This is a genomic window from Kordiimonas sediminis (genome assembly GCF_014656395.1).
In the GTDB taxonomy this organism is placed as follows: Bacteria; Pseudomonadota; Alphaproteobacteria; order Sphingomonadales; family Kordiimonadaceae; genus Kordiimonas_A; species Kordiimonas_A sediminis.
Map to the genome: position 1 here is coordinate 768,946 of NZ_BNCI01000002.1, position 15,110 is coordinate 784,055.

Below are 15,110 nucleotides of genomic sequence, written 5' to 3' on the forward strand. Positions count from 1 at the left end.
AAGAATTAGGAGAACGGAAACATGTCAATGGACTTGGGATTATCGCCACGTGGTCAGGAACTAAGAGATCGAATCAGAAAATTCATCGACGAAGAAATTGGTGACCTGGATGTTGAATATTATGCTGCGGTTGGTGCTGATGGTGATCGCTGGACGCAGTCCAAGCGCCAGACTGAGATTCTGGAAGGTTTAAAGAAAAAGGCTAAGGAACAGAATTTATGGAATTTTTTCCTGCCAGACTATGACGATGATTTCGGTCTGTCGAACGTAGAATATGCTTACCTTGCCGAAGAGATGGGTAGAAGCCATCTGGCGTCTGAGGTCTTTAACTGTAGTGCGCCTGATACGGGAAATATGGAAGTATTGGCGAGATACGGTACCGAAGCACAGAAGAAAGAATGGTTGGAGCCATTGCTTGCAGGTGAAATTCGCTCTGCCTATTCCATGACTGAACCGGATCATGCTTCTTCTGATGCGACCAATATTTCTATGTCTGCAGTTCTCGAGGGCGATGAGTGGGTTCTAAACGGAGAGAAAATCTGGATTTCAGGCGCTGGTGATGCACGCTGTAAGATACTGATTACCATGGTCAAGACTGACCCGGATGCTTCCCGTCATAGTCAGCACAGCATGATCCTGGTCCCAATGGACACCAAAGGGGTAGAAGTGCTGCGTCCAATGCAGGTTTTTGGCAATGACGATGCACCGCACGGCCACATGCATTTACGCTACACTGATGTTCGCGTTCCAAAAGAAAATCTGATTCTCGGCCGTGGTCGTGGCTTTGAAGTAGCACAGGGGCGTTTGGGACCTGGCCGTATTCACCACTGTATGCGGTCTATTGGTCAGGCAGAAAAAGCATTGGAACTGCTATGTAAACGATCTGTAAGCCGTGAGGCGTTTGGGCGGCCCCTAGCAAAGCTTGGGGCAAACTACGACATAATCGCTGAATGCCGGATCGAAATAGAAATGGCCCGTTTGCTGTGTCTGAAGGCTGCTTATATGATGGACACGATCGGCACACAGGCTGCACAGCCCTATATCTCGCAGATTAAGGTAGTTGCACCGCGTATGAGCCTTAAGGTGATTGATGAAGCTATGCAAATGCACGGCGGTCTGGGGGTTAGTCAGGATACGCCACTTGCGCACATGTACACCGGACAGCGTACGCTTCGTTTTGCCGATGGACCTGATGCAGTGCACCGGATGGTTATCGCCCGGGAAGAGCTGAAGTCTTATCGTTCTAATTTTGTGAAGAAATAATAGAATGGACCAGGTATCGCTTTTTGATATCAGTGGTAAAGTCGCCCTTGTAACCGGGGGCGGCTCTGGCATTGGGGCGATGATCACAGAAACACTGGTCCGTGCCGGATGTAAGGTGTTTATAGCTTCGAGAAAAATAGAAGCATGTGCTAAGACGGCCGCTTCACTCAACGATATTGGGCCGGGAAAAGTTATCCCATTGCAGGCTGACCTGCTGACGGCAGCTGGTACAGAAGCATTAGCAGAGGCCGTCAAAAAGCAAACAGACCGCCTTGATATACTGGTGAATAACTCCGGTATGACATGGGGGGCAAAGTTAGAAGATTTCCCGCGAGATAAGTGGGATCAGGTTCTTACGCTGAATGTAACTGCAGTGGCAGACCTGACACGGTTGCTTTTGCCACTGTTAAAGACGGCCGGCAATAAAGAAGACCCGGCAAGAGTAATCAACATTGGTTCAGTAGTGGGCACGAGGCCTATGTCAAATATGGCGTATAGCTATGCGCCCAGCAAGGCTGCAGTCCACCACCTTACCAAGATGCTTTCCAGTGAACTTGCCAGTCAGAATATTTTGGTCAATGCAATCGCCCCAGGGCCATTTGAAAGCAGAATGATGGCTTTCGTTGCAGAAAATGACGCCCTGAGAAAGCAACAGGAAAGTGCTGTCCCACTCGGGCGGTTCGGCAGGTCAGATGACATTACAGGTATGATGCTATTTTTAACGTCAAAGGCTTCAACCTATGTGACGGGTGCGATTTTGCCCCTTGATGGCGGTATGTCCGCAAATCCGTAAAGATAAGAGAGGATAATACTTATGAAAGCAGTAACAAAGGATCAATTACAGAACTTTGTCGGTAAGGAAACCGGGGTGTCTGAATGGCTGACCATTGATCAGGAACGCATTAATGTTTTTGCCGATGTTACGCTGGATAACCAATTTATCCACGTTGACCCTGAGGCTGCGGCAAAGTCACCATTCGGTACGACAATTGCGCATGGCTTTCTGACACTGTCCTTACTTAGTCATTTTTCTCTTGAGGCATGTGTCGGGATTGAAGGAACCCAAATGGGTGTCAATTACGGCCTGGACAAGGTCCGTTTCCTTGCGCCTGTCAAGGTAGACAGTCGAATTCGTGCCCGTGTGGTATTGAAGGAAGTGACCGAAAAACCTGGTAACCGGTTTTTGATGAAAAATGAATTCACAATTGAGATTGAAGGCGAGGATACTCCGGCATTGATTGCTGAATGGCTATTCCTGGCCTTCGTCGCTTAATTTCTACTCAACGCTTTGGATTTGGAGTTATTTTTATGACTATTCGTTTTGATGATCGTGTGGCTATCGTCACTGGTGCAGGTAACGGCTTGGGACGGGAACATGCCTTGGCGCTTGCTAAACGAGGCGCAAAAGTTGTTGTTAATGATCTTGGTGGTGACGTCAGTGGCGCGGGTGGCTCTGCGACGGCTGCAGAGGCTGTAGTGGCTGAGATTGTAGCTGCGGGTGGTGAGGCAATTGCCAATGGTGCAAACGTCTGCAAAGTCGACGAAGTAGAAGCAATGGTCCAGGCCGCCATGGATAAATGGGGCCGTATTGACATTCTGGTCAACAACGCAGGTATCCTGCGCGATAAAACGTTTACCAAAATGGAACATTCAAACTTCAATATGGTTGTGGATGTGCATTTAACCGGATCCATGAACTGTACAAAGGCTGTTTGGGATATTATGCGCGATCAGGGCTTTGGTCGTATCGTCATGACAACGTCTTCATCCGGACTATATGGTAATTTTGGGCAGGCAAACTACGGTTCAGCCAAAATGGGCGTGGTGGGACTGATGAACACACTTTGCCTTGAAGGTGCTAAATATAACATCAATGTAAACTGTCTTAGCCCATGTGCAGCAACACGCATGACGGAAGGGTTGATGCCACAAGAGGCGCTTGATCTTTTGAAGCCTGAACTTGTGACACCGGCTGTATTATATCTAGTCTCAGATGAAGGACCAAACCGCACAATTCTCGCTGCAGGGGCAGGCCACTTTGCACGTGCAGTAGTTAACGAAACAGAAGGCCTGGCGTTCGCGGAAGGCGAAGCAACAGCAGAAAATATTGCAGCTAATTGGGATGCGATTGCTAATAGCGAACAAAAAGAACTTAAAGCAGGCGGCGAACAAACAATGAAGTTTTTGCAGCATGCTGCTGCCGCCAATGGCGTGAAACTCGGATAACTAAAGAAACATCAGAAGGAGAATGACAATGCGTGAAGCAGTCATCGTATCTACCGCGCGTACACCGATTGGTCGAGCTTACCGTGGTGCTTTTAATGCGACACAGGCACCAACACTTGGTGGTCATGCTATTGAACATGCAGTCAAACGGGCTGGCATAGACGGCGCGGAGGTTGAAGATGTGATTATGGGGTGTGCCTTAACCCAGGGCACCTCTGGCGGTAATATAGGACGTACAGCGGCCTTGCGTGCTGGTTTGCCTGTGACGGTTTCAGGTATGACACTTGATCGTCAATGTTCTAGTGGCATGATGGCGATCGCAACTGCTGCCAAGCAAATTGTTCATGACGGAATGGATGTGGCTATTGGTGCTGGTCTGGATAGCATCTCTCTCGTTCAAAATGACAAAATGAACACGCACATGATGGTCGACAAAAGTCTGGTTGCGATGCACAAGGATATTTATATGCCAATGCTGCAAACGGCAGAGGTGGTTGCAGATCGCTACGGCATTAGTCGCGACGCAATGGATGAATATGGCTATCAGTCCCAAATGCGGACTGCGGCTGCACAGCAAGCAGGCAAGTTTGACGACGAAATCGTGCCTCTGGCTTCCAAAATGGGTGTCATGAACAAAGAAACAGGTGAGATAACCTTCCATGATGTAACGCTTGAAAAAGACGAAGGTAACCGACCAGAGACAACTCTGGAAGGCTTGCAGGGTCTGCGTACGGTTATTGAAGGCGGTACCATCACGGCGGGTAACGCAAGCCAGCTTTCTGATGGTGCGTCTGCATCTGTCTTGATGGAAGCGAAGGTAGCCGAACAGAAAGGGCTAAATCCGCTTGGTATTTACCGAGGTATTGCGGTTGCTGGGTGTGAACCAGACGAAATGGGTATTGGACCAATTTGGGCAGTGCCAAAGCTATTGAAAGCAAACGGCTTGACTATGGATGATATCGGTCTTTGGGAACTAAATGAAGCGTTTGCCGTTCAGGTACTTTACTGCCGTGATAAGCTTGGTATCCCCAATGATCTGCTGAATGTGAATGGTGGTGCTATTTCCGTTGGCCACCCTTACGGTATGTCTGGTGCGCGCATGGTTGGCCATGCCTTGATCGAAGGTAAGCGTCGCGGCGCCAAATATGTTGTCTGCACGATGTGTGTTGGCGGCGGCATGGGTGCTGCTGGCTTGTTCGAAGTCGTTTAATATATCTTTAAGGGGGCCTACGGCCCCTTTTTACCATTAATAGTGTAAAGCGGAATAGGGGACGGCAATGAAAGCTGTATTGTGTACGGAATTAGGGCCTGCTGAAAAGTTGCAGGTGATGGAAATTGATACACCAACACCAGGCAAGGGTGAGGTGCTGATTGATGTAAAGGCAGCTGGGCTTAATTTCCCGGATACTTTGATTATTGAAGGTAAATATCAATTTAAGCCACCACTGCCATTTACGCCGGGCGGGGAAGGTTCAGGTGTTGTAAGTCAAGTGGGTGACGGTGTAGATCACTTAAAAGTAGGCGACAGGGTTATTTTCACAAATAATACGGGTGCCTTTGCAGAGAAAGTAGTCGCAAATGCAGCCGTTTGTATCCCAATTCCTGCGGCGATGAGTTTTGAAGTCGCGGCAGGTTTCACGATAACATATGCAACGACCTATCATGCCCTGAAACAGCGTGCAAATATTCAGCCAGGAGAGACAGTCCTGGTTCTTGGAGCAGCTGGCGGCGTGGGGTTGGCAACGGTGGAGCTCGCTAAGGCCATGGGGGCGCGGGTCATTGCGGCTGCAAGCAGTGATGAGAAGCTTGCAGTGTGCAAGAAGGCAGGTGCTGATGAGCTGATCAATTATTCTACCGATGACCTGAAGGCCCGCATGAAAGAGCTTGGTGGTTGTGATATTGTTTATGATCCAGTGGGTGGGGATTATTCAGAAACGGCGCTTCGTACATTAAAACCAGGTGGCCGTTTGTTAGTAATCGGTTTTGCTGCTGGTGATATCCCAAAAATTCCTATCAACCTGTGTCTTATTAAACAAACATCAATCGTTGGAGTGTTCTGGGGCGCATGGGCAGCAGCACACCCTGCAGAGCAACGTCAGAATATGGAAGCAATGTTTGCAATGCTTGAAAAAGGTACAATTGCGCCTCTGGTCAATGATGTCTTCAGTCTTAACCAAATAAAGGATGCTTATGCCTGTTTGACAGAGCGAAGAGCCAAAGGAAAAGTAATTATTACGCCATAATCGTATTTTATGGACTAGTTAGTCTTGAAAAAGATACAAAGGCCGATATTCTCATATTTCTAATTAGGGATATATGATGTCGGCCTTACGTATTATTGCAGGTAAAAATGCCAAACAGCGGATAGAGGACAGGGGATTAACTCCTGATCTTGTGCGTGCTGTTGTAGGTGCTTCTGGTGGCCCCAAATGGCTGGTACTTCAGGCGCTTGACCGTTTTCTTTTTGGTGCATGGCTTCCAATGGCATCTCAGAAGATTGATTTGGTTGGGTCATCAATTGGTGCGTGGCGCATGGCGCTTGCGGCGCACCCGGAACCTTCCCGAAAGGTTGATGAGTTTATTGATGGTTATCTTTCCTATCGTTCCTCTAATGGGGTAACCGCGGCGGAAATAACCCGGCAATCTTACGAAATACTTGATACCGTTTTCCCTGACGATGATAAGGCTGCCCTTACAAATAACCCCCAAAGAAATTTAAATATAGTAGCTGTAAGGTGCAAAGGCCTAACGGCCAGTAGGATTAAGCTGTTTGAATTCATTGGCCTGCTTTCTTCCGCAGTTTTCAATGCGGTTGATAGAAAAGGGTTAGGTCTGTTTTTTGATCGCGTGGTTTTTCATAGCCATGAACAGCCCATGTTATCAGAACAGTGGCAGGATTATAATAGGGTAGACATAAAACTGGGTGGAGCACTATTGCCACAAGCTTTGATGGCGAGCGGGTCTGTGCCGTTTGTCATTGATCCTGTGGTGAACATCCCGGGTGCACCAGAGGGTGTTTACCGTGACGGTGGCGTGATTGACTACCATTTTGATGTGTCATGGAAAACTGGTGACGGGATTATACTGTATCCTCACTTTTACCCCCACTTAATACCAGGTTGGTTCGATAAGCGTAGAGTTTCACGCCGTGTCCGCGGTGATGTTTGGGATGATATGTTGTTGCTATGTCCGACAGACGATTTTGTTGCATCTCTGCCGTATCAGCAAATTCCAGAACGATCCAATTTCACTGAAATGCCTGACGCAGAAAGGCTGACGTATTGGAAAACAGTTATTAGCGAAAGCAGAAGGCTAGAGGAAGAGTTGGGGAACCTTCTGCAGTCACATGATAAATTAATGGACTGTATTGAAGCAGCGCCATGATCACAACGTAAGGGGAGGTACAGCAATGATCATTAAGGGTGAAGAGTTTACCGATGCGGATATGCTGGCATCTAATGCCGGCAACCTGATCGACATATGTGTTGAACGTAATCCACATATGCCGTGTGTTAGTTGTGTCCTGCCTTCCGGCCACCACCATACTCTGACGTATGCTGAAGTTGGTCGACTGTCAGACGCTATGGCGGTTTTCCTTAGGGAGGAATTGAAGCTTAATACAAATGACGTAATCGCCATACAGTCATTGAATATGCTGGCATATCCTGTTGTTGCATTTGGTGCTTTTAAGGCAGGCATCAAAATAACTAATATCAACCCTTTATACACGCCAGAAGAAACCCAGCATCAGTTGCAGGACAGTAAGGCTAAGATATTGTTTGTGGTAGATTTGTTCGGGGACAAATTAGACTCCGCAATTAAGGATACGGATGTAGAGAAAGTTTTCTCCCTGTCATTGGTTGATTTGTTTCCGACAGTGAAGGCGGGCATTCTAAAGTTTGCAATGAAACGGGTTAAAAAGATTATCCCTGAAGCGTCTGTTGGGTTTCATGGGTCGCTGGCGTCAATTTTAAAAATAGGTAACAAGCACTTATCACGCGGTGTTGATATTCCATCATACCGCAAAGACGTTACGTTGGATGATACACTTATCTATCAGTACACAGGTGGCACCACTGGACGCAGTAAGGGCGCGGAGTTAACCCACAGGAATATTGTTTCGAATATATCGCAAGCCAAGAAAAAAGAAGAGGCACTTGCAGAAGAAACGAATGAGACATTGTTGCTCGTACTTCCACTTTATCATGTTTATGCTCTTGCTGTCGGGATGATCTCTGGCATGTATGCTGGTGGTCATATGGTGCTGGTACCGGTGCCTAGGCCGCTTTCTAATCTTAAGCCAGTTTTCGAGACATTCGATATTACGATCCTGCCGGGCGTTAATACGCTTTTCCTAGGACTTCTGGAAGAAGAATGGTTTAAAGCTAAACCGCCTACGACGCTTAAATATTGCTATTCTGGTGCCGCACCGTTGCAAACTTCCATTGCACAGGAGTGGAGTGCGCTAACTAACTGCAAAATCTTCGAGGGGTATGGTCTTACAGAGAGCACCTGTATGGTGGCGACGATGCCGCTAGATAGAGACCCTAAAATCGGAACTTGTGGCAAAGCGGCCCCGGGTACCGAACTCAAAGTAACTGATGAAGCGGGTAATATCTTGCCAGTTGGGGAAGCAGGGGAGTTGTGGGTTAGAGGGCCACAAGTAATGAAAGGCTATTTAAACCAGCCTGAAGCAACACAGGAAACAATAGTCGACGGGTGGCTTAAAACCGGAGATGTGGCGGTAATTGACGATGAAGGCTATCTGAAAATTGTCGACCGGATTAAAGATATGGTCATTGTGTCGGGATTTAATGTGTACCCAACCGAGGTTGAAGATGCTTTGATGATGAACGCAGCTATCGCTGAAGCCGCCGTCGTGGGTGTATCAGATGATCATACGGGGGAAAAACTTATTGCCTATGTCATTAAGGCTGACCAAAATTTAACAGAACAGGATGTTATTGATCATTGCCGGGAGCACCTGACTGGATATAAGGTACCCAAAGTCGTCGTTATGATCGATGAAATGCCAAAATCACCAGTTGGTAAGGTTCTGCGCCGAGAGTTGCGAGATCAGGCAATCAGGGACTTTGCCTCCTAAGGGAAGGGGGGAATATGGACCTAGGACTAAAAGGCCGCCGTGCACTTGTTACGGGCGGTAGCCGCGGTATCGGATTTGCTACTGTTCGTAAATTGGCCAGTGAGGGAGCTAATGTTCGGTTCTGTGCACGCACACAGTCTGACATTGATAGGGCAGTTGATGCATGCCGTGATCTGCCAGGGCAGGTTACTGGTGGTGCCTGTAATGTCTCAGATAGTGAATCGTTGGCACAATTCATTCTTGAAACCGCCGATATGCTGGATGGTCTTGACATAGTAGTGCCGAATGTTTCGGGTGGTGCGACACCCGGGCAGGCAGGCTGGCAGTCTGCTGTTCAAACTGATTTGATGGGCACGGTTACCACATGCGAAGTGGCGCTGCCGCTTATTGCTGATACTGGCGGGGGTGCGATTACGGTTATTTCCAGTATATCCGGACTGGAGCAAACTGGCGGTGTGTCCGCTTACGGCACAGTCAAGTCTGCACTGATCAGCTATGCTGCACAGTTATCTGAGACCGCTGTCACACAACATGTGCGCGTCAATAGTGTCTCGCCTGGTCCCATTTATATCGAGGACGGCTTTTGGGGGCAGGTTAAAAGGCAAAATCCAGAAATGTACAACGCTGTTGAGGCGCGACACGGTTCGGCACGGCTGGGAACGGCAGATGAAGTGGCAAATGTTGTTGCCTTTCTCTCCAGCGAGGCAGCGTCATGGGTTACCGGTACCAATGTGAAAGTAGACGGCGGCTTTACCAAAGGCATACAATTTTGAATTCGTACAAATAATGGCAGTCTTTTTTGCCAGGAAAATTTACTAAGCATAAATGAGGGGCGATAATGAAAAAATACTTACTGACAACGGCTATTATACTGGCAGGTTTCATACCAACGTCTGCGGATACTGCTACAGAAAATGCGCTAGAGGATCTTTTTGCTAAAGAACGAGCATATTATTATTCTGTCAATCCCGGTACGGCCCCAAAGGGACAGCCACGTCCTGTTGCCGATAGAATGGCCCCTGTAAGTGCCGATTTTCATGCATCGCACAAAGCAAAGTTGCAGGCTCTAAAAGATCAATTGGGTTCAATTGATCGTTCAAAGCTGGAGGAAGAAAGCCAGCTAAACTATGATATGTTTGTATATTACCTGAACTCAGGTTTGATTTTTGAGAATACTCGAAATTGGCGTATGCCGTTTGTCAGTGACGGTGGCTTCCATAGTTACCTCCCCAGAATGGCTTCTATGGTTAGTCTCAAAAGCAAAGAAGACTATGAAGCATATATTGCACGTCTAAATGATATCCCGCGGTATTTTGACGATCATATCGCCAATATGCGCATTGGGATCAAGGACGGCTACACCATGCCAAAAATCGTGCTTGATGGTTTATTGTCTACTTTCTCGGCGCCAATAGTTGAAAAAGCTGAAGATAGTGCATTCTACAAACCATTTATGAACATGTCGAAGTTTCTGTCGGATGCAGAAAAGGAAGCATTAAGGGCAAAAGGCAAAGACGCTGTAATGAACAGTGTGAATGCGGCCTATGTGAAATTGAATACTTTCATGAACGAGGAATACTATCCAGCGGCACGTGAAAGCCTGGGGGCGTCAGAGTGGCCAAATGGTGATGAAATTTATAAAGAGTTTGTGAAATATTACACTACTCTAGACGTTACGCCGGACGAAATACACGAGCTGGGTTTGCAGGAAGTTGCCCGCATCAGGTCTGAAATGGAAGAAATCATCAAGGAGGTTGGCTATGAAGGAACCTTCAAAGAGTTCTTAACCTTTTTGCGGACAGATGAGCAGTTCTACGCCAAGTCTGCAAAAGAACTATTGATGCATGCCAGCTATATCGCCAAGAAAATTGATGGCCGTTTGCCTGCGCTATTTGGTAAAATGCCGCGTCAGCCTTATGGTGTGGAGGCCGTGCCGGACGCTATCGCGCCTAATTACACCACAGGGCGCTATGTTGGTGCACCGCTTACCGCTGACCGTGGGGGTTACTACTGGGTCAACACACACTTCCTGGATAAACGCCCATTGTATGCCTTGCCGGCCTTGACGTTGCATGAGGGGGCACCGGGGCATCATACACAGAATGCACTGTCTAAAGAGCTGGAGAATGTGCCCGAGTTCCGTCTTGGCCTCTATCCTCATGCATTTGGCGAAGGTTGGGGTTTGTACAGTGAAAAACTAGGGCTGGACATGAATATCTATGAGACCCCCTATGAGCAATTTGGACGCCTGACGTATGAGATGTGGCGGGCTTGCAGGCTCGTGATCGATACTGGTATTCATTCAAAGGGCTGGACCAGAAGACAGGCGCAGTTACTGCTAGAGGAAAACTCAGCGCTTTCAACCCACAATATCAGGACAGAAGTTGATCGCTATATTTCCTGGCCGGGTCAGGCTTTGGCCTACAAAATGGGAGAGCTTAAATTGCTCGAACTACGCAAACTTGTCGAGGAAACTTTGGGTGAAAAGTTTGACATCAAAGCGTTTCATGATCGGATAATGTCTGCAGGTGGTGTGCCTTTGACTATCCTTGAAGCCCGTGTTCAATCATGGATCGATGCACAAAAATAGAAAAATATTTCTATAGTAACAATAAAGTGGGTTGTTATTCTATTGTGGCTGCATTATTTCCTGAAATATAGAAAAAGGAATTTAATGTGTCTAAATACGAAAGCACGGCATTGTCCGCAATTGGTAACACCCCACTGATCAAGCTCAAGTATCCGTCTGAGCTTACGGGGTGTGACATTTATGCTAAGGCAGAATATGCAAATCCGGGTGGATCTGTTAAGGACCGTGCCGGCTTAAATATCATTGAGGATGCCGAGGATAAGAAGCTGTTGGAGCCTGGTGGCTTGATCGTTGAAGGGACTGCAGGTAACACAGGTATTGGCTTGACAGTTGTTGCGAATGCCAAAGGTTATAAAACTCTTATTGTGATGCCTGAGACGCAGTCGCAGGAGAAAATTGATACTTTGCGAATTTTAGGCGCAGAACTGAAGCTTGTACCAGCAGCACCTTATTCCAATCCGAATAATTTCCAGCATGTTGCGAAACGACTTGCTGAAGAGCTATCCCAAAAATCAAAACATGGAGTTATTTGGGCGCGTCAGTTTGATAATACCGCGAACAGAGAGGCTCATATCAAAACCACATCCCAAGAAATCTGGAATCAGACAGATGGCAAGGTAGACGCATTTGTGCATGCTGTTGGCACTGGTGGTACGCTTGCAGGTACTGCGATAGGGCTAAAAGAAAAAAATCCTAACATAGTTACAGCGCTTGCTGACCCAATGGGTGCTGCACTTTACAGCTATTATACAACTGGTGAATTGAAGTCTGAAGGTAGTTCAATATCTGAGGGAATTGGCCAATCCAGAATTACCGGAAACCTAGAAGGCGCACCAATCGACGAAGCATTTCAGATTACAGATGAAGTCGCTGTGCAGCTAGCATTTGATCTTCTTCAAAAAGAAGGTTTATGTGTTGGCACATCCAGTGGCGTCAATGTTGCCGGCGCGATCGAGCTCGCCAAAAAAATGGGCCCAGGCAAGACAATTGTAACTACTCTTTGTGATAGTGGTCTTCGTTATCAGTCCAGACTATTTAATCCTGAATTCCTAAGAGATAAAGGGCTTCCTGTACCGTCCTGGCTATAGCAAGGGGGTTATTTCTTTGTTTTGAATTCGGGTGATACTGGTAATTTATTTCGTTTCAATATGGTTCTCAGCGCAAAGCTGGAATGAATACGGGATACACCGGGTAATCGAGTTAACTTGTTGTGGATGCGTTCATAGTCTGTTGCGTCCGCAACGGCTACACGGATCATATAATCCACCTCACCGCTCATCAGATAGCATTCCATCACTTCGTCAACATCTCTGACCTGTCGTTCGAAGTCACCTAATTGGCCTTCTTGTTGACGGTCCAGGGTTACGCTTACAAAAACTGAACCAGGCAATCCTACCTTACTTGGGTTCACATGGGCGCTATACTGTTCAATGACATTATTATCATGCAGTATTTTTACCCGGCGCAAGCAGGCTGACTCGGACAAACCAACGCTGTCTGCTAATTCAACATTTGATATTCTGCCGTTTTCCTGAAGGTGTTCCAGAATCGCATAATCAATGGCATCTAGTCTCAATTTTCGCAGTATCCTTAGTATAATTCTATATTCGCGCAATAATCTGCGAAATTTCTAACTGATTTTGCTACACTTCGCAAGGACACACCACGAGGCATCTGATATTTTTACGGCGATGATTTGAAATGATTACGGTGCAAAGGGAAGGCACCGGAACGAAGGAGATAGATTATGCTAGTGGGCGTTCCAAAGGAAATTAAAAACCGTGAATACCGGGTGGGTTTAACTCCGGCTTCAGCGCGCGAGTTGATCGGCCATGGTCACGATGTGGTTGTAGAAACAGACGCAGGTGCAGCGATCGGATTTACTAATGACATGTATGAAGCAGCGGGCGCAACTATTGCCCCTAATGCAGCTGATGTCTTTGCCCGTGCTGATATGATTGTAAAGGTCAAAGAGCCACAGGCAGTTGAATGTGAAATGCTGCGTGAAGATCAGATTTTATACACCTATCTTCATCTCGCGCCGGATCCAGCACAAACACAAGGCCTTATCAAGTCTGGCTGTATTGCTATCGCTTACGAGACAGTTACTGATAATTATGGTGGTCTGCCACTGTTGGCGCCAATGTCTGAAGTTGCAGGTCGCATGTCAATTCAGGCGGGTGCACACGCCCTTGAAATGAGCCAGGGTGGTCGCGGTGTTCTGCTAGGTGGTGTGCCTGGTACAGCACCGGCAAAAGTAACAATCATTGGAGGCGGTGTCGTTGGTACAAACGCTGCGCACATGGCAGTTGGCCTTGGTGCTGATGTTACTATTCTTGACCGGTCTATACGCCGTATGCAGCAATTGGACGATATTTTCCGTGGCCGTGTGAAGACCGTATATTCAACACAGGATGCAGTTGAAGAGCACGTTCTGGCATCTGACCTTACTGTTGGTGCGGTTCTGATTCCAGGTGCAGCGGCACCGAAACTAGTGTCACGCAATCAGGTATCTGCGATGATGCGCGGTTCTGTACTTGTTGACGTTGCCATCGACCAAGGCGGATGTTTCGAAACATCTAAGGCAACAACGCATGAAAACCCAACATATGTTGTAGACGAAGTGGTTCATTACTGTGTTGCTAACATGCCAGGCGGCGTTGCGCGTACATCTACACTCGCGCTGAACAATGCGACGCTTCCGCATGCGGTTGCAATCGCGAATAAGGGTTGGAAGAAAGCGCTGTCTGATGACAGACACCTGCTGAACGGTCTGAATGTCTACAAAGGCGATATTACATACGAAGCCGTAGCGCGTGATCAGAACCTAGCATACCGTCCTGCAGAAGAAGTAATCGCAAGCTAAGGCAAGATTACTTTAAGTAATTGGCAGTTCCTTAAAAAGAGAGTATATCGGAGACATGGTTAATTTGTCTCCGATACAAGTGTTTGCCCTTGGCGGCACTATTTCAATGGCACCTGGTACTGCTGCCGGTGTTGTTCCATCACTTACGGGTGATGACTTGATCTCGTCTATTCCGGGTATCCATGATATTGCGAACCTCCGCGTGGAAACACTGGCCCGACTGGGAAGCGCCAATATATCGATAGACCACCTACGTACTATTGCCGAATATGCGCAAAACCCCAAATACTACAGGGGCATCGTCGTGGTGCAAGGTACTGATACGATGGAAGAAACTGCGTTTCTCCTGCGCATGATGTATTGCGGGGATATTCCGATTGTCTTTACCGGTGCCATGGTCAATCCGTCTGAACTCGGTGCAGATGGCCCGCAAAATCTTTATAATGCAGTTGTTGCTGCAACAGAGGCATCTGCAGGTGTTTATGTTGCTATGGACGGTGACCTGATGGATGCACTGTATGTGCGAAAAGCCCATACATCAAAAAAATCTGCGTTTATTGCCTCTCACGGGCCCGTTGGGGAAATAGTTGAGGGGAAACTTCATCAATTTTCTGTGCCTGCTGTTATCAGCACAGGGCTAGATCACACCTGCAAATTTGCGAATGTAGCCTTGCAGGCCATAAGCCTTATGGATGATGGAAGGATGTTACAGTCGCTGCCTCAAATGGGGTATGCAGGATTGGTGATCGAATCCTATGGTGCTGGACATGTGTCTGAAGTGTGGCGGGATAAAGTGATATCGCTTGCTACTAAAATACCCGTTGTCTTGGCCAGCCGGGCAGGGCAAGGGCGTGTTTTCAGTCAAACGTATGGATACAAAGGCGCTGAAATCGATCTGCAGTCTAATGGACTGATTTCTGCGGGTGGCCTAGATAGCAGAAAAGCGCGTTTGTTATTAGCGCTGCTGTTAGGTTCTGGTCGGGATGATTGGAAAGAGCAGTTCATAAGAATTGCTCAAACTGTTTAGCATTACACATGATATTACTGTTACATCTTTCCAA

Annotated in this window: 14 protein-coding genes; 13 read left to right on the plus strand and 1 reads right to left on the minus strand. The window is 47.4% G+C overall.

Annotated elements, in window-relative coordinates:
- Positions 1–21: 21 nt before the first annotated feature.
- The 11 genes from IE181_RS11140 (at position 22) to IE181_RS11190 (ending at position 12,271) form a co-directional block, all read left to right on the plus strand.
- Complete coding sequence (locus tag IE181_RS11140; protein WP_191252973.1) at positions 22–1,263, plus strand: acyl-CoA dehydrogenase family protein; 1,242 nt, start codon at positions 22–24, stop codon at positions 1,261–1,263.
- A 4-nt stretch (positions 1,264–1,267) separates the two neighbouring features.
- Positions 1,268–2,056, plus strand: a complete 789-nt coding sequence (locus tag IE181_RS11145; protein WP_191252974.1) for an SDR family oxidoreductase — start codon at positions 1,268–1,270, stop codon at positions 2,054–2,056.
- A gap of 21 nt (positions 2,057–2,077) precedes the next feature.
- Entirely contained in the window at positions 2,078–2,536 is a 459-nt protein-coding gene (locus IE181_RS11150) for a MaoC family dehydratase (protein ID WP_191252975.1), read from the plus strand.
- A 35-nt stretch (positions 2,537–2,571) separates the two neighbouring features.
- Positions 2,572–3,489 (plus strand): SDR family NAD(P)-dependent oxidoreductase, encoded by a 918-nt coding sequence (locus tag IE181_RS11155; RefSeq protein ID WP_191252976.1) that lies wholly within the window; start codon positions 2,572–2,574, stop codon positions 3,487–3,489.
- A gap of 28 nt (positions 3,490–3,517) precedes the next feature.
- Positions 3,518–4,699: an acetyl-CoA C-acyltransferase gene (locus IE181_RS11160; RefSeq protein ID WP_191252977.1), complete on the plus strand. Its 1,182-nt coding sequence runs from the start codon at positions 3,518–3,520 to the stop codon at positions 4,697–4,699.
- Positions 4,700–4,766: 67 nt separating this feature from the next.
- Positions 4,767–5,732 (plus strand): NADPH:quinone oxidoreductase family protein, encoded by a 966-nt coding sequence (locus IE181_RS11165; protein ID WP_191252978.1) that lies wholly within the window; start codon positions 4,767–4,769, stop codon positions 5,730–5,732.
- A 73-nt stretch (positions 5,733–5,805) separates the two neighbouring features.
- Positions 5,806–6,873, plus strand: a complete 1,068-nt coding sequence (locus tag IE181_RS11170; protein ID WP_191252979.1) for a patatin-like phospholipase family protein — start codon at positions 5,806–5,808, stop codon at positions 6,871–6,873.
- A 25-nt stretch (positions 6,874–6,898) separates the two neighbouring features.
- The gene (locus IE181_RS11175; RefSeq protein ID WP_191252981.1) at positions 6,899–8,593 is read left to right on the plus strand and encodes an AMP-binding protein; all 1,695 of its coding nucleotides are present in this window, start codon (positions 6,899–6,901) and stop codon (positions 8,591–8,593) included.
- A 14-nt stretch (positions 8,594–8,607) separates the two neighbouring features.
- On the plus strand, positions 8,608–9,366 hold the full coding sequence (locus IE181_RS11180; RefSeq protein WP_191252982.1) for an SDR family NAD(P)-dependent oxidoreductase: 759 nt from the start codon (positions 8,608–8,610) through the stop codon (positions 9,364–9,366).
- A 65-nt stretch (positions 9,367–9,431) separates the two neighbouring features.
- Positions 9,432–11,183 (plus strand): DUF885 domain-containing protein, encoded by a 1,752-nt coding sequence (locus tag IE181_RS11185; RefSeq protein ID WP_191252984.1) that lies wholly within the window; start codon positions 9,432–9,434, stop codon positions 11,181–11,183.
- 86 nt (positions 11,184–11,269) lie between these two features.
- Entirely contained in the window at positions 11,270–12,271 is a 1,002-nt protein-coding gene (locus IE181_RS11190; protein WP_191252986.1) for a cysteine synthase A, read from the plus strand.
- 8 nt (positions 12,272–12,279) lie between these two features.
- Here the strand turns inward: IE181_RS11190 and IE181_RS11195 are convergent, their stop codons facing one another.
- Positions 12,280–12,759 (minus strand): Lrp/AsnC family transcriptional regulator, encoded by a 480-nt coding sequence (locus IE181_RS11195; protein WP_229819369.1) that lies wholly within the window; start codon positions 12,757–12,759, stop codon positions 12,280–12,282.
- Positions 12,760–12,930: 171 nt separating this feature from the next.
- Here IE181_RS11195 and ald point away from each other — a divergent pair, with 171 nt between their 5' ends.
- Positions 12,931–14,049 carry an alanine dehydrogenase gene (ald, locus tag IE181_RS11200; RefSeq protein WP_191252988.1) on the plus strand — a complete coding sequence of 373 codons (1,119 nt, stop codon included), beginning with the start codon at positions 12,931–12,933 and terminating at the stop codon, positions 14,047–14,049.
- A 55-nt stretch (positions 14,050–14,104) separates the two neighbouring features.
- Complete coding sequence (locus IE181_RS11205; RefSeq protein ID WP_191252990.1) at positions 14,105–15,076, plus strand: asparaginase; 972 nt, start codon at positions 14,105–14,107, stop codon at positions 15,074–15,076.
- Positions 15,077–15,110: the final 34 nt, after the last annotated feature.

Bases quoted from the DNA above. Each gene is read 5' to 3' on its own strand.
- IE181_RS11140 (WP_191252973.1), top strand. From the start codon at position 22: ATGTCAATGGACTTGGGATTATCGCCACGTGGTCAGGAACTAAGAGAT.
- IE181_RS11145 (WP_191252974.1), top strand. From the start codon at position 1,268: ATGGACCAGGTATCGCTTTTTGATATCAGTGGTAAAGTCGCCCTTGTA.
- IE181_RS11150 (WP_191252975.1), top strand. From the start codon at position 2,078: ATGAAAGCAGTAACAAAGGATCAATTACAGAACTTTGTCGGTAAGGAA.
- IE181_RS11155 (WP_191252976.1), top strand. From the start codon at position 2,572: ATGACTATTCGTTTTGATGATCGTGTGGCTATCGTCACTGGTGCAGGT.
- IE181_RS11160 (WP_191252977.1), top strand. From the start codon at position 3,518: ATGCGTGAAGCAGTCATCGTATCTACCGCGCGTACACCGATTGGTCGA.
- IE181_RS11165 (WP_191252978.1), top strand. From the start codon at position 4,767: ATGAAAGCTGTATTGTGTACGGAATTAGGGCCTGCTGAAAAGTTGCAG.
- IE181_RS11170 (WP_191252979.1), top strand. From the start codon at position 5,806: ATGATGTCGGCCTTACGTATTATTGCAGGTAAAAATGCCAAACAGCGG.
- IE181_RS11175 (WP_191252981.1), top strand. From the start codon at position 6,899: ATGATCATTAAGGGTGAAGAGTTTACCGATGCGGATATGCTGGCATCT.
- IE181_RS11180 (WP_191252982.1), top strand. From the start codon at position 8,608: ATGGACCTAGGACTAAAAGGCCGCCGTGCACTTGTTACGGGCGGTAGC.
- IE181_RS11185 (WP_191252984.1), top strand. From the start codon at position 9,432: ATGAAAAAATACTTACTGACAACGGCTATTATACTGGCAGGTTTCATA.
- ald (WP_191252988.1), top strand. From the start codon at position 12,931: ATGCTAGTGGGCGTTCCAAAGGAAATTAAAAACCGTGAATACCGGGTG.
- IE181_RS11205 (WP_191252990.1), top strand. From the start codon at position 14,105: ATGGTTAATTTGTCTCCGATACAAGTGTTTGCCCTTGGCGGCACTATT.